13 protein-coding genes are annotated in these 14,001 nt (G+C 65.8%); 11 read left to right on the forward strand and 2 right to left on the reverse strand.

The genetic code is table 11. The features are described from left to right. Positions 1–311: 311 nt before the first annotated feature. The 10 genes from H504_RS0114055 (at position 312) to H504_RS38665 (ending at position 10,664) form a co-directional block, all read left to right on the forward strand. On the forward strand, positions 312–1,133 hold the full coding sequence (locus H504_RS0114055) for a hypothetical protein (protein WP_026423304.1): 822 nt from the start codon (positions 312–314) through the stop codon (positions 1,131–1,133). A 608-nt stretch (positions 1,134–1,741) separates the two neighbouring features. Continuing rightward, positions 1,742–2,950 carry an ABC-three component system protein gene (locus H504_RS0114060; protein ID WP_026423305.1) on the forward strand — a complete coding sequence of 403 codons (1,209 nt, stop codon included), beginning with the start codon at positions 1,742–1,744 and terminating at the stop codon, positions 2,948–2,950. Continuing rightward, entirely contained in the window at positions 2,947–3,432 is a 486-nt protein-coding gene (locus H504_RS0114065) for a three component ABC system middle component (protein WP_026423306.1), read from the forward strand. The genes H504_RS0114060 and H504_RS0114065 overlap by 4 nt, the downstream gene beginning before the upstream one ends. Next, positions 3,429–5,384 (forward strand): DUF3732 domain-containing protein, encoded by a 1,956-nt coding sequence (locus tag H504_RS0114070; RefSeq protein ID WP_026423307.1) that lies wholly within the window; start codon positions 3,429–3,431, stop codon positions 5,382–5,384. The genes H504_RS0114065 and H504_RS0114070 overlap by 4 nt, the downstream gene beginning before the upstream one ends. Before the next feature lie 292 nt (positions 5,385–5,676). After that, entirely contained in the window at positions 5,677–6,282 is a 606-nt protein-coding gene (locus H504_RS41155; protein WP_157440393.1) for a hypothetical protein, read from the forward strand. Positions 6,283–6,435: 153 nt separating this feature from the next. Beyond that, positions 6,436–6,705 (forward strand): hypothetical protein, encoded by a 270-nt coding sequence (locus H504_RS0114080; RefSeq protein WP_026423309.1) that lies wholly within the window; start codon positions 6,436–6,438, stop codon positions 6,703–6,705. A 39-nt stretch (positions 6,706–6,744) separates the two neighbouring features. Continuing rightward, positions 6,745–6,921: a hypothetical protein gene (locus tag H504_RS41160; protein ID WP_157440394.1), complete on the forward strand. Its 177-nt coding sequence runs from the start codon at positions 6,745–6,747 to the stop codon at positions 6,919–6,921. Continuing rightward, positions 6,918–7,265, forward strand: coding sequence for a hypothetical protein (locus tag H504_RS0114090; protein WP_026423310.1), 348 nt, complete (start codon positions 6,918–6,920; stop codon positions 7,263–7,265). The genes H504_RS41160 and H504_RS0114090 overlap by 4 nt, the downstream gene beginning before the upstream one ends. A 55-nt stretch (positions 7,266–7,320) precedes the next feature. Then, a complete protein-coding gene (locus tag H504_RS0114095; RefSeq protein WP_342668776.1) occupies positions 7,321–8,769 on the forward strand; it encodes a WD40 repeat domain-containing protein in 1,449 nt (482 codons plus the stop codon). Between the two features lie 1,442 nt (positions 8,770–10,211). Continuing rightward, a complete protein-coding gene (locus H504_RS38665; protein ID WP_157440396.1) occupies positions 10,212–10,664 on the forward strand; it encodes a hypothetical protein in 453 nt (150 codons plus the stop codon). Here the strand turns inward: H504_RS38665 and H504_RS34965 are convergent. Both H504_RS34965 and H504_RS34970 read right to left on the reverse strand, forming a co-directional pair. Then, a complete protein-coding gene (locus H504_RS34965; RefSeq protein WP_051385827.1) occupies positions 10,642–11,856 on the reverse strand; it encodes a hypothetical protein in 1,215 nt (404 codons plus the stop codon). The two genes, H504_RS38665 and H504_RS34965, sit on opposite strands and share 23 nt — an antisense overlap. Then, entirely contained in the window at positions 11,853–13,028 is a 1,176-nt protein-coding gene (locus H504_RS34970) for an ImmA/IrrE family metallo-endopeptidase (RefSeq protein ID WP_157440397.1), read from the reverse strand. Before H504_RS34970 ends, H504_RS34965 begins: the two co-directional genes overlap by 4 nt. Positions 13,029–13,577: 549 nt before the next feature. Here H504_RS34970 and H504_RS44030 point away from each other — a divergent pair. Then, entirely contained in the window at positions 13,578–13,889 is a 312-nt protein-coding gene (locus H504_RS44030) for a transposase (protein ID WP_425394058.1), read from the forward strand. The last annotated feature ends 112 nt before the right edge of the window (positions 13,890–14,001 follow it).

Here is a 14,001-nt window from a genome sequence, read left to right on the forward strand (position 1 = left end):
GGGAAGACAATGTGCGATGCGTGACCGCGCTGTGCCCTACCGGCTTCGCGCCCGTCCAGCGATTCCTGCAGCACGGTGGCATAACAGGACCGCGCGACTACGCGGACCGGACACGCGACCTCAAGGCCCAAGAGTGTGGTCTGCGACCTGCGACTCGACCGAGGGGGACTCATCCAACCGGGGGTGGACCGCCCACAAGCAGCCGCGAGTACTCTATGTGTCTGATTGACTACTATTCGGAGGTGGTTGTGGGGAAAGGCGCGCGGACCAAGAAGCGAGACTCTCGGCCATCCCACAGGTGGGTGGTGCCTGTGAATGGCCTGGAGATCGGCGCGGCTTCCGGGATGCTCACGTTGCGGGCTGGCTCGCAGAAGCCAGGAGTGCTGCCAGCTCGCGTGGTGGTGCCAGCGAACCTGGGCGAGGAGCTTCTGCGTGGAATGGAGGTGTCCGTCCGCGATGCTGAGGAGGACTACTGGAAGATCATTGGCCCGCTCGTGGGGTCGGCGCCCGCGCCGTCCGATGAGGACGCACTCGCCGAGCACATCCACGAGTGGCTACTGGATCAGGACTGGCCGCAGGCATTGCGAATGGTGCCGTATGATCAGCCGCCATTCTTGATCACCCACGCCGGGCATGTCGGGTTGGTGATCGATCCGCCGTACACCCCTCGTCCAGTGTTGCTGATCTTCGACCCACTCCAACTACAGCGCACCCGGACCAAGTTCGTGAACGCGATCACGCACGCCTATCAGACCCCACCGAGCGCACCGTGGTCGATGATCGAGAGTGTCACCGAGGTGCTGCGCTCGCTGAACTGCCAGCCGTGGCCCCTGAAGGCTCCCCCGCTCTCACCTGGCCACGCAGAGACCGAAATGAGGCAACGACGCGCAGAGTTCCTCGCCCGCGAACCATTCATCCGGCCCGAAGACAACGATCTCACACCCGACGCTGGTGCCCAAGGTGATCCGGCGGAATCGGTGACCGGGTGCGAGAGGTGTGCATTCAGCGTGGCTATCGGCGGCATCCTCTGCCTGTGCGGACACGACTGGGCCTGCCACGATGGTTCACCAAGCCTTGGCGAACCATGCACCCACTGCCAGTGCCAGGACATGCGTGCTCCCAGCGACCCCTAAGTCGCGCAAGCGAACGCGAGCGAAGTGGCCGTGGCCCAGTACATGCCGACAACGACGTCTTAGGATGCCCGGCGGCACTCGTGGGCACCTTTCTGGCGCATCGGAGCACTCAGTAGCTCGTATGGGAGCATGTACTTAGATCTTCGGCGACGTTGGCAAGGGCTCTCTTCGCCCCACAGGTGGGTGCCCGCCGAGCAGCGAGAAGGGCGGCGCGTTCGGTGTCGGCCCAGTCCAAGGCGGCCTTCGCGTCATCGAACACGCCTATGTTGAGGTCGGTGCAGGCAGGTTTGAACCGCACGACCACCTTCTCTTGTCATCTCCCAGTTGCCTCATCGGCAGCTCGACTGGGCAGCGTCGATGCCGCCTGGGCCCAGAACCAGCGCCTCGCCGCGGCGGTCAAGCAGGCAGCGGCGACGATCTACGAGCCCCTTACAGACTAGGAACCGGCACTGCGGGTCCTGGGTATGGTCTGCGTCGTCGGGCCGGGGTGGCAGAGTGGTCGCGCTGCGCACCTCGCTCGTCGAGCTGTGTAACAAATAGGTGGTCCATCACGGTTAACGGCGAGACAGGCGGAGGATTCCCAGCAAGGCTGCGTGGGGAGGTTCGGATTGGGCGAGCAGATCGATCTATTCGAGGCGTCGGCGTCGGCGGTCGGCTACCTCTACCAACTCCGCAAGGCTCTGTATTTCTGTGTCGAGCAGACCGGCGCCGGACCCGACTGGTCGGTGGCCATCGAAGCGGGCGACGACATCGAGGTCCACGATGACGCTGGCTCGGTCCTCTACCAGCTCAAGCACCGAACTCCGGGAACCCGGATGACCGACAAGGCCACCGACTTGTGGAAGAGCCTGCGGATCTGGGCCACCGACTGGATCGAACCCGCGGACGACCAAGACCGTCCCACTTTCTTCCTGCTCACGACCGCCGAGGCAGCCGAAGGCGGTGCCGCCTACCACCTCCGGCCTCCTGGCCCTGGCAGCCCCCGGGACGAGGTCAGGGCTCTGGAGTTGCTCGACCAAGCCCGCCACGACTCAAGGAACAAGGCCAACGAGGCCGCCTACAAGGCATGGGACGCGCTGTCGGCCGACCAGCGCCGATCTCTGATTGCCCGGGTCCACGTGCTCGATGCGGCGCCCGACATCGACGAGACGACCATGCGCCTTCTGCGCCTGCTTGGCCTCGCCGTGGGCCCCCAACACGCGAAGGTCTTCCTGGAGCGCTTGGACGGGTGGTTCTTCCGGAGGGTTGTCACCCAGCTGCGCAATCGGGCGTCCGGGCCGGTGACCGGTCTGGAGTTCGACCAGGTGTTCAGCGACCGCCGCGACGGTTTCGGCCCGGACAATCTACCCATCGATGACGACGTGGCCGAGATGGATGGCGCGGACGTCGATCACGGGGACCAGGTCTTCGTCCGGCAGCTACACCTCGCTGGCATCGGCGACAACCGGGTCCGTCGGGCGGTCAGCGACTACCTGCGGGCGTTCACCCAGCGGTCGCGCTGGGCGAATGACAACCTGCTTCGGCCGGGCGAGCTGGGTAAGTACGAGCGGCTCCTCGTCGAGGAGTGGTCGATCCGCTTCGATGCGATGCGCGAGGAGTTGGGCGATGAGACCGCCGAGGAGATCAGAGTTCGTGAAGCTCGCGCCATCTACAAGTGGGTCGAGCAGGAAGCCCGGTTCTCGATCCGGCAGGAGTGTCATGCGCCGTTCGTGACGATGGGCTCCTACCACATCCTCGCCGACGCGCAGCGGGTCGGCTGGCACCCTGACTTCCAGGTGCGCCTCATGGCGCTGCTCGAGCCGGTGTCGGGTAGATGAGCAGTCCCGTCGACTTCAGTCGGGAGGAGCGGGCGCTGTACAACCCGGCCTTTCTCGCCCTCGTCTGCGCCCGCGTCGTCCAAGGGCACGCGCAGAAGCATCAGCCCGGGTGTCCACTGCCCCTCGTGCTCACAGCATCCATCATGGCGTTGCAGCCCGCGGTTCGCGCTCTGCTGCCTCGTTCCAACGCCAGCATGACCGAATGGGCAGAGAGCAACGGGGCGGTCAGGGTCTACATGTCTACCAACACCCCCGGGCTCCTCACCGTCGTACGGCCGGGCCTGCTGTTCGCGTTGCAGAACCGGGTCCTCTTCTTGGAGGCGGCAGCGCTTACCCTGCGCGACAAGGCGATCCCGAAGGGAATCCGGAATCGGTCGGCCGAAGCCACCGCGGTCCAGAAGGCCGCCCACATGCTCGGCCGGTGGTTGCCCACCGGCGGCTCCACGGCCACCGTCCTCACCTTGCTTGGAGTACGACCATGACCTGGCAGCTGAAGTGCCTGACCCTCTACGGCAAGCAGCCTGACCAGGTCCGCACGCTCGAGTTCGAGCTCGGCAGGCTCAACATAGTCACCGGCGACTCCCTGACCGGCAAGACCTCCATCTGGGACATCACCGACTACTGCATGGCCAGCGGCGACAACCGCTACCCCATCAGGGCGGGCAAGCTGCGTCAGTACGTCAGCGTGTTCGCCGTGCAGATCGTCCTCGGACAGCATCAGCTGTTCGTGGCCCGTCCAGCAGCCAGCGGCACCACACCTTCTCCCCAGATGTGTCTGGTGTTCCAGCAGCCCGGTGACGCCCCGCTCGCCCGCGACCAGCTGCAGTTCACCTTCACTATCGACGCCGCCCGCAAACAGCTGGCCGAGTTCACCGGCATCGACCAGTCGATCCGCCTGCCGACCACCCGGGGCAACACCATGTCCCCGTCCATCCGCCACGCCCTGTACTTCTGCGTCCAAGCCCAGAACGTGGTCGCGAACCCGGACCACCTGTTCCACTCGCAGGGAGAGGACCACGGCCCCAGGACGATCCGCGACATCTTCCCCTACTTCATCGGAGCCGTGGACCCTGGACAAGCCGCGCGGCGCGCGCAGCTGCAACGGATGAAGATCGACCTACGCGACCACGAACGGGCACTCGCGCAACAGGAGTCCGCCGCACCGGCCTCCGGGCAGGCCCGCGCCCTGGTCAGGGAAGCGATCGAGAACTCCCTGCTCGACACCCGCGATACCAACACCCTCACCCTCGACGATGCGCTTGAGTCGCTCAGAACAGCCGCCGCCGCGCCCCTACCCGGCCTGCCGCAAACGCCCGCTGATGACGACGACCCACTGGCGTCCCTGGCCCGGGACAGGGATCGGCTGCGCATCACCTTTCAGCAGGCGCGCACCCGGCTGACCGACCTGAAAACCGCCCTCGGCGAACGCACCGACTTCATGACGCACGCACTCGACCACCGCGAACGCCTGACGTCGCTGTCCCTGCTCAAGGTCGGCGCCGACACCTCGCAGGACCAGTGCCCGGTCTGCAACAGCGTCGTGACCGACCCGAACGACGTCGTGACCTCGTTGCGAACCGACTTGGAGGAACTCAACGCCACTGTCGTCCACGTCAGCGACGACACTCCACAGATCCAGGCATTGATCGACGAGCAGGAAGAGTTGCTGCGCGAACACCGTCGTGCCCTGAGCGCCAACCAGGACGAGCGACAAGCCCTCGAAGCCGGTATACGCGAGGCCGCGCGATACCGCGACACAACGCTTCGCGCTGCGGCCGTCCGCGGACGCATCAGCCTGTTCCTGGAGAACTCCGAACGCTATACCGTCGCCCCGCGCATCACCGATCGTCGCGAGGAGATGCGCACGGACATCGCGAGCCTGGAAGAGGTCCTCGGCGACGATGTGCAGGCCGACCGGGTCAACAGCAGCCTGTCCCTGATCAACCAGAAGATCACCGCCAAGGCCCGCGCACTCGCCCTCGAACACTCCGACGCCCCCATCCGCCTGGACCTGCGTCGCCTCACCGTCGTGGCCGACACCCCCGACGGCCCGGTCCCCCTCAAGGAAATCGGCGGCGGACAGAACTGGCTGGGCTACCACCTAGCCGTGTTCCTGAGCCTGCACGAATGGTTCATCGACCACGACCAGCCCGTGCCCCAACTCCTCGTCTTCGACCAACCCTCCCAGGTCTACTTCCCCGCCGACTACAAAGGAGCCACCCTGCAGCCCTTCGAGGAAGCCGACAGGACCGCCCTCCTGCACGTCTACGAAGCCATCGCCGACACCATCACCGCCGCAGATGGAAAGCTGCAAGTCATCGCCATGGAACACGCGGACCTCGAGCAGCCGGTCTTCAGCACAGCAGTGATCCAACGCTGGCGAGACGGCCAAGGGGCAATGGTCCCAGCAGACTGGATCGACCTCGGGTCATGACATACGTCGCACAACCACTGCTGTAGAGCCAGTTGGGCCTTTCGTCATTTGATTTGCGCGGGCACTTCCCCTACGCATCTCGCCGCTGTGGCTGCCCCTCGCGTCGACTGTCGCACTGCGCCTCCCCACCTGCTCCCGACCGTGTCAGCACGCTCGACCGACCGCGAGTCCATCAGCTCCGCACTCGACAACGCGAGCTGAGCGGGCCAAGGATGTCGGTACCTCCAGGTAACGTGCCGGGCAAATCTTCACGCACCAGGAGGCACCAGTGAGCTTGTTGACATTCAGGCATATGGACGAAGCCGCCCTGATTCTCACAGACACGCTCGCCACGACTACCGAGGGTAAGCCCCTCATGTTCCAGTCCAAGGCATGGGCTGTACCGCATATGAATATGGCGCTGGCTGTGACCGGCCTTGCCAACCTTGGTGCGAGTTGGAATGAGTTCCTATGCTCATTCCTTGTCGCTCGCGACATCGATATGGTCGACCAGTTCGCACCCGCACAACTGAGAAAGATCTGGGATGAGTTCCAAGCCGATGAAGATCTCCCGACCTGCACCGTATATCACTTCGGTTTCCGCGAGACTTCGAACAACGTAGTTCGCTACACTTACCGTTCGACCAGCAATTTCGAGTCCGAACTCTGCGAACAACCAGGCTTCGGCATCAAACCGCAGCCAGTAGGCGACTTCGACGATTGGGTAGATCTTGCGAAACGCGTCCGCGCAGAACAGGATGCCCGACCCGCCAATGAACGAGTATACATCGGTGGCGAACTCTTCTTGCTGGTAGTTCAGAACTGGAAGACCCAAAATATTCGCCTGCACCGGTTTGACGATTACGAAAATCACTGGCTGGACATGAACGAACTACTTAGTCGGCAACCTCGCGACTAGCAACCCGTTGCGCATCTACGCTGAGGCGAGCGTGTCTACCGGCGGTTCCATAACCATCGGAACCCTTACTTTCTTGGCTGGCAGTTGCCCTGATGCTTGAAGAGCGTGTGGTGTACGATCTGGGCGCAGTCGATCACCTCTGGAGACCGTCCGATGGTCAAGCGTCTGTTCGTCGGCCTCGCTGCTGCGACGGTCACGGCCTGCACGTCTATGCCCGCACCGCAGGCCCATCCCGTCCCTGCCACGACCGAGCGACAATGCGGCACTGTGTCCTCCATCGGCGCGGACGGAGCTAAGCTCGCCGAAGGTTGGGTGGTCGTGGGGCAGGTGCACCAGTCGGCCTGCGCCGGTGACTATGACGGCCTCGCGACCCATATGTCCGACTTCCATGGCGGAATCAGCGTTGATGAGGTGGTCACGTAGTGGCGTGGGACCGAGTCGCGCACCCACTACCTGCGCAAGTTGGCTGAAACGCTGGAAGTCGCTCCGCATGTCACCCAGGGTGGTCTGGTCTTCTGCTCGCCTGCGGGTCCCGTGGCGGTCTTCGCGCGCGGTACGCACGACGTGCCCTCGTCGTTGTCGGATTTCGTGCTGACCCCGGGCGACGCCATCGTCCCGGTCCCGGAGTGTGACCGGTGAACGCCCGATCAAAGAAGCGGGCAGCGCCCGGGCAACGGCGACCGAAGGCCACCGAGGGCACCGAACCCGCTGGGACAACCAAGGACACCACTCAGACCAAGAGCGCCGGACATGCCGACGGGACCGGTTCCGCCGAACCGCCGGTGCCAGCACCGCCATCGCGGTCGTGGTGGAAGCGCACGGCCACCAAGCTCACCGCCGTGGTCGGGTCGCTGGCGTTGGCGGTCGTGACCGGCGTAGTGACCGCAGTCGCCACCAAGGCGGGCGACGAGGTCAGCCAACCGCTGCTGCGGGAGGGCTTGGGCGACCCGGTCGCAGCTCTGGGATCCGACTGGTCACCGTGAGCTGGGCACTGCCCTCAAAGGTCACGGCTCGCTGATGCCGGGTGTGGGCGCTGTGATGGTCGAGGACGGGACCTTCGCCGCTGCCTCGGTCAGGGAGGACGGTGAAGTTCTTCTCCGTGATCCGTTGTCCGGGGAGAAGCTCGCGAGGACCTTCGGCCGGCAGACGGGACGGGTGGTCGCTGCCGCGCTCGCCCCGGACGGGTCGTGGGTGGCAATCGCCGGGGAGCGAATGGTGCGTGTCTGGGACCCCGCGACCGGCCGTCCCATCGGCGAGCCGCTGCGCTTCCTCGATCGGTCGGTCTGCGCCGTCGCCCCCGTGCGTCTGCCTGACGGAGGCTCCGCGCTCGCGGTCGGCCTCGTGGACGCGCGCATCCAACTATGGGACTTCGTCTCCGGAGTGCTGCTGGGCGAGACCGAGCCGGGCGCCAACAGATTGGGATATGACACCAGCGAGGTTCGAGGCATATGCGCGCTGCCCGGCCCGGGCGGCCCCCGCGTGGTGGCCAGCAGCAAGTCACGCGGGGTACGCATCTGGACGGTCGCGAACATCCTCGGAAGCTCCCCGCGTGATCAGGAATCGGCGGTGAGCGCGCTAGCCGCTGTTCCCCGCCCGGCGGGCGAGCCTCTGCTGGCCTGCGCGTACGGCAACGGAACGCTGGATCTGGCCGACACCGCAACCGGTGTGACAGTCCGTGCGCCCAAAATCTTCGACGGAAAAAAGACCCTGGCCGTGGCGGCCGGCATCCATCAGGGCACCAGCGTGATGGCCGCCGCGGTCGACGGCGGGCTTGTCGTGGTGGATCTCGCCACGGAGCGGATCATCTACAGGAAGAGGCTCGATTGGGGCGTCAGGAGCCCAAAGATCGTACTGACTCCCGACGGCGGCTCGGTTTTCGCCGCCGCGTACACCTCCCTGTTGGCCATGACCATCAGGGACGAGCAAGGACAGATCACGGTGGTGTCCGACCTGCCGTACGTGATCAAAGGCATGGCCCATGTTTCGGTCGGCGACGAAAGCGCGGTTGCCGTCATCCTGGTCGACGGAACGGTTCATCGCTTCAACTCGACCACTCGAGAGAAGATGGACCCCATTCGTACGCCGTGCAACCGGCCGATAGCGTTGAGTGCCGGGACCATCAGCGACGACCGGCCCGCGCTGATCGCCATCGACGGCGAAGGGACAATCGTCGTGCTCGATCCGGCCACGGGAGCTCGACTGCTGCCGCCAATCCGGTCCGGTTTCAAGACCTACAGCGCCGCCACCGGCCACAACCGCCACGGCCAGCTTCTCGCGGCCCTGGGCAGTTCCGACGGCGCCATGACCTTCATCGACATCGAGCAAGGTCGAGAGGTGGCGGCTGCCAAGGCGCATCTGGGACAGGTCACGCACATAACGGTCGTCGCCCGCACGGATGGACCGCTAATCGTGAGCGGCGGCGCCGACGGTTGCGCCCTGGCCTGGGAGGGCATACCCAGCCCCGATCGGCCGAGCCGACGGAGTTGATGCTGGGCACGGTCATGCCTCCCTGGCGGGGTGGATCGGTCAGCGGGTGCAAGTGCCTGGTGCCGGGGCGCTCCCGGCGCCAGGTGGTCGAACGGTGGTGCCATGCGGCTCAGTCGGTCGTGGCCTCGTGCGGAGCCGCCCTCGCCATTCGGGGACTTCAAGCGCAGTGCTCATCGGCGTCAACGTCACTATCAACGTGAGTCTCATCGTCTTCTCCATTGTCACGCTGGCCAGGCTCGTATTCTTCCGAACCAGGACCGTGTACTGGTCGAAAATGCTGTCACCGGCTGTGAGCTGCGGGTTTCAGGCAGCTGGCTTGTTGTGGTTGAGCAGTCTTGCGAGGCGTCGTTTGCGCTTGACCTGTCCGGTCGGGGTGGGCAAGGGGATCACGTTCGGATCGTCGTCGGGTGCTCATAGTCCCTGACCTGAACATCCTGGAGCAGCGAGCTGCACTTTGATCGTGCCAGTGCTGAGACCAGGTAATCAGATCAGAGTGAGCTGAGCGGCCGCCCTCGGTGGGCACGTCGTGGTTGTAGAGACGAACGACGGGACATCCTCGGCCTACACCGTGCGTGCGCCGGGCACACGGTCCACCAAGGTCACGCAGTGTGGCAACATGCAGCGCGTTACCACGTGCTCCAAGCGTCCACCCGCGCCCAGCCGCAGCGCATTCTTCTACCAGAGCGCGCATCACCGCACCCGCGTGCGGGGAGCACTCCGGGGAGCAAACGGGGAGCAGAAATGCGCTCGAAAAGGCACTGAACAGCATTCAACGACTTGAAACGGACTCGCGTTGACCTGCGAAAAGCCATTCTCGCAGGTCAACGCGATATGCTGTACATAGTTCACACATAAGGGCTCTCCGAGCAGCGCTCAACGAGTCTCAACGACGTCCAACCGCAGGTCAACGGCATCGAGCGACTGGCTCGGGAGCCGTTAGTCGGTGAGCACTTAGTCATCACCACGGTCTCGGCCGCCGCAGTCAGCACCTACCAGCCGCAGTAGCCACCGACGCCCAGTCACGACCCCTTCCGATCGCACACGACCCGCCCCGGCAGCCTAACCCGTAGGTCAGAGGCATCGAGCCGAGTTTTGAGCCCCGCAGGTCAAGCCCTCCCTGTGCTACGTCACCGTCCCCGAGGTCTGATCTTCGTTGAGGGGCGGCAGATGAACCATCAACGAGGACCTCGACGGTTGGTGCTGCCCCCCGGGCGCCGTTCGTGTTGAATGGGCCCCGCCGCCGCCCGCCCACCCGCCACGATCTGAGGTGCTCCATGACTGCTTCCGTACTCGGTGCCGCGGTCCGTGCAGCATCAAGTCCATCGTGGACGGATGCGACCGCTGTCACGGTAGTGCGGTTGACGGGCAGGCCCGTGGGGCTCGCCCACGTGGTAGACGAACCGGAAGTGGCTCGTAGGCGGGAGTTCGCGCCCGCTCCGGCGATGTCCTTGGACGTCCTCAACTGCCTGATGGGTCTGCCGGTAGGACTGCCGGTTGCGACAGCGGATCTGACCGAGCGTGAGCGTGTCGCCGTCCGTGAGGCGCCCGCCCACGCCGTCGAAGTCCACCAGGGTGGTGTGGTGCGTCACGCCGTGGCGCCGGTGGCGGTCGAGCTGGCGTTGATCGCGGCACGCGACTGGCGGGTGGGCCTGCGGAGCGCGGGGGCGTTCGCGCCGTTCTGTGCCCGGGCTGTCCTGCTCACAACGCTTCCCTCTGACGAGGACGAGTTGCGTGAGCAGGCGCTGAGATTCGGCGTGGGCGTGTTCACCTCCATCGCGAGCGAACAGGCGGTGTTCTCTGAGCCGCGACCCTATGCGCGGCGACGCCACACGGCGGCGCAGTGGAAGTTCGCCGAGGATGTGTACAGCGCTCTCAAGGAACAGGGAAGCGCGTAGGCCTCGGGCCGGAAGGCCAAGGGGGCAGTTGAGCCCATGCCCGCAACGGGCGGGACACCTTGAACGCGTCCGGGATCTCGATTAGCTCGTTGACGGCCATCCGCGCCTCGACCGCCACTTCACACCGGTGCTTCCACCACCAGGTGCGGTCGGCCAGCGAGGCACACGACCGCATCTCCTCGCACCACTCGGACCATACGTGCACACCATGTGCGTGCGCGGCGACAGTGTCCTCACGGCCAAGGAAACCATCTAGTCCGCGGCCGAGGCAGGAGACGCAGTCGCACGTGGGCGGCGGCGTGTTCGCGAACCGCTCCGCGAGGAGACTGCCCTTGTGGAAGGACATGAGGGCGGGGTAGAGCACGCTGGGTGATGGATCCTGTGCACGCGCACGGGATGGCTCCCCCGGCGAGACGATGTGCCGATGGCTGCCACCGGTGCCGATCGACGCGACGAAGGCGCCGTGGCACATCGCGTCCAACGCGGTGAGGTCGGTACGGAAAACACCCACGTGCCCACCCTCGGAGACCAGGCGCCGCAAGTTGGGAACCGCCGACTTGTGACTGGCCACGGGGTCGCCCTGGCCACCGAGGAACACCACCTTCGGCGCCTGCGTCCGCGACAGGATCGCCAGCAACTGCGGGAAGTGCTCGTCTTTGAGCCACGCCGCATCAATGGGCACGCTGAGCAGCACGTCATCACGGTCGAGCACGGCGACCTGCGCGACGGCGGCTTTGAGCGGCTCGCTCTCACCCACGTGGAGGTAGCCGGTCGGCGTCATCGCGACCGAGGCTCCACTTTCCCGCTGCTGCCGGAGCACGTCGTCCAGCGACACCGAGAACAACCCATCGCCCTCGGGTAGGACGAAGGGGACGTCCGGCGTCGCTTCAGCCTTCTTGTAGCCTTCTGGGTCGGCGATCAAGATTCCCCTGTACCCGCCGTCCCGCAGTTTCCGGACTCCGCGAAGGGCCATCACACCACCCAGCACCAAGCCGGGAGCGGACGGCGGGAGGCTGGGTAGCAGGCGGGCCCCCGCCTCGTACGAGGCGTGCACGAGCACCTGATCGGTCAGCGCGGCGACGGCCCCGCCGGGAGCGACCGGTCCGGGGCACCGAGCGAGCGCGGTGATGTCCGTGGAGTCGGTGGGTGGGCGCGGGGCGGGTACATCCGCCCGTGGCGTGTTGTCGGTCATGAAAGCACCTCGTACAGAGGGGAACAGGTGGCACGCGGGTTCCCACCCAGAGGCGGGCGGTAGAGCGAGTCGAACTCTTCCCGGTTGAGCAGGACGAGTTCGGCGAGGTCGTCAGGGGTCCGGTCGGCGTCGAGGTGCCACCGCACGATGTCGGGCACCGCGCCGGGTCTCTCGGCGTCCAGGGGGTCCGGCTCGGTGGTCCGGAACCCGAGGCTGGTCATCTCCACGGCCAGGTTGCGGTACTGCCAGTCGGTGATCTTTCCCAGAGTGTGGGCTCTGCGCATCAACGCCCACACCGATACCCTCCAGCGCCTCTTGAGTTCGATGAGTGCCCGCAGGTCGTTGGCCGCTCCCAAGTCGTCGCGGATGTCCTTGGCGGGCATGAGGAGCTCGGCGGCAAACCGGTCCGCCTGCCGCTCCTGGTCCGGGTGCGGCATCGAGTGCATAACCATGTGGCCCAGCTCGTGCGCGAGGGTGAACCGCTGTCTGTCTCCCGGGGTGCCCGCGTTGAGCAGCACGACCGGGTCCTCATCGGGGACGAAGCAGCTCACCGCGTCGACCGGCACACTCGTGTTCCCGGAATCGAGGGGGACCGGTGGCAGCAACTCCCTGGTCAGCACCAACCCACCCGCTCGTTCCACAGCCCCGACCACCGAGTCCAGTGGTCCCGCGGGGAGCCCCCACTCGGCCCGGACAAGGCGGGCGGCGTCTTCCGGTGAGGTGAAGTCGTCAACGTCGACGCGCGGAACCGCCAACTCTGCACACCTGGGGACGCCTGCCACCAGCCGCCGTAGCTGTGTCCTGCTCAGGTGCAGCAATGCGTGGATGCGGCGCAGCTCCAAGGCGGGCGCGGCCTGCTTCTTGCGGTGGTGGATCAGACCGACCCCGGCGCCCATCTCGGCCTCGGCGCGGGTCAGCAACCCGACTGGGTAGCCGAGCGCGGAGGCGAACAGCTCCAGCCGGTCACCGGTCACCGTGAGCCTGCCACTCTCGGCGCGACTGACGTACGCCTGACTCACCTTCGATCCAGGCCCCTCCAGCGCCTGCATCGCGGCGGCGACCTCGCCCTGCCGAAGCCCTCGCGACTCGCGCGCGATCACCAGCATGCGAGCCTGCGCGACGCCCTCGTCCATCAGCTTCCGCCAACCTTCGATCCACAAATGAGTCCTCACGATAGCACCTCGGATTATACGGCGCGACGTGCAACAGTCAGCGGCGTCCGCGCACCCACCACACGGCCGCGCCCGTCGGGGGTGTGGTGCCGAAGTCAATCGCACCTGGTCGCGAGTACGGGTCGAGATCTCTCAGCGCCCACCGGTCCGGGAGCTTTCGGACGCGCTTGTCAGCATCGCGTTCAGCACAGCCCCGCCCTTGACGTCTGGGAGGGCGCCCAGCAGCGCCGCCGCAGTGCTACGTGGCAGGGTGCCTAGGAGATCGGCAGCCTGCTGAGCGGGCAACATAGCGAGGATTTCCGCCGCTGGGACCGCGCCCTCCTTGGGGCCTGCCGATACCTCAGCGTGCTCGTGTTTGAGGTCTGGCCTGATGCGGTGATACTCGGCGACGGCCCACGCTTCCCGCCATGTCGGCAGCTTCCGCCACGACGGCGTGTCACCACTCGGCTGGAGATCGGTCTCAGCGAACGGCTCGTCGACATTCCCCTCGTCGGGTGCTCCGGGGGCCTTGGACCGTGTCCCACATGGTGGCCTGTCGTTGAGTTGATCATGGTTGAGGGGCGTTGGTCGTGGATCGTTCCGGAGGGGTTGTGGGAGCTGGCGCGTCCGCTGCTGCCTGCGGAGAAGGTGCGTCCGCAGGGTGGTGGGGTGCGGAACATCGAAGACGAGGCTGTGTTTGCCGCGATCGTGTACGTGGTGGTGTCGGAGTGTGCGTGGCGGGGGTTGCCGCCGTGTTTCGGGGCGTCGAAGTCGACGGTGCACCGTCGGTTCGTGATCTGGGCCAGGGCGGGCGTGTGGGCCCGGCGAGTTCAGACGGTGGAAGCATCTGAACTCGCCCACGTGTACGTTCAAAGGTGCTGAATGCAGTTCAGCGCAGTTTGGAGCGTATTTCTGCTCCCCGTTTGCTCCCCGGTGCGCTCCACGCACGGGGGCGCCGTGATACGCGCTCTAGTAGAAGAATGCGCGGTGGCTG

Source organism: Actinokineospora inagensis DSM 44258, assembly GCF_000482865.1.
Taxonomy (GTDB): Bacteria; Actinomycetota; Actinomycetes; order Mycobacteriales; family Pseudonocardiaceae; genus Actinokineospora; species Actinokineospora inagensis.

What these genes read in the sequence shown, in the direction of transcription:
- H504_RS0114065 (WP_026423306.1), top strand. Translation starts at nt 2,947, where the DNA reads ATGAGCAGTCCCGTCGACTTCAGTCGGGAGGAGCGGGCGCTGTACAAC.
- H504_RS0114070 (WP_026423307.1), top strand. Translation starts at nt 3,429, where the DNA reads ATGACCTGGCAGCTGAAGTGCCTGACCCTCTACGGCAAGCAGCCTGAC.
- H504_RS41155 (WP_157440393.1), top strand. Translation starts at nt 5,677, where the DNA reads ATGGACGAAGCCGCCCTGATTCTCACAGACACGCTCGCCACGACTACC.
- H504_RS0114080 (WP_026423309.1), top strand. Translation starts at nt 6,436, where the DNA reads ATGGTCAAGCGTCTGTTCGTCGGCCTCGCTGCTGCGACGGTCACGGCC.
- H504_RS0114095 (WP_342668776.1), top strand. Translation starts at nt 7,321, where the DNA reads ATGGTCGAGGACGGGACCTTCGCCGCTGCCTCGGTCAGGGAGGACGGT.
- H504_RS38665 (WP_157440396.1), top strand. Translation starts at nt 10,212, where the DNA reads ATGTCCTTGGACGTCCTCAACTGCCTGATGGGTCTGCCGGTAGGACTG.
- H504_RS34965 (WP_051385827.1), bottom strand. Translation starts at nt 11,856, where the DNA reads ATGACCGACAACACGCCACGGGCGGATGTACCCGCCCCGCGCCCACCC.
- H504_RS44030 (WP_425394058.1), top strand. Translation starts at nt 13,578, where the DNA reads ATGGTTGAGGGGCGTTGGTCGTGGATCGTTCCGGAGGGGTTGTGGGAG.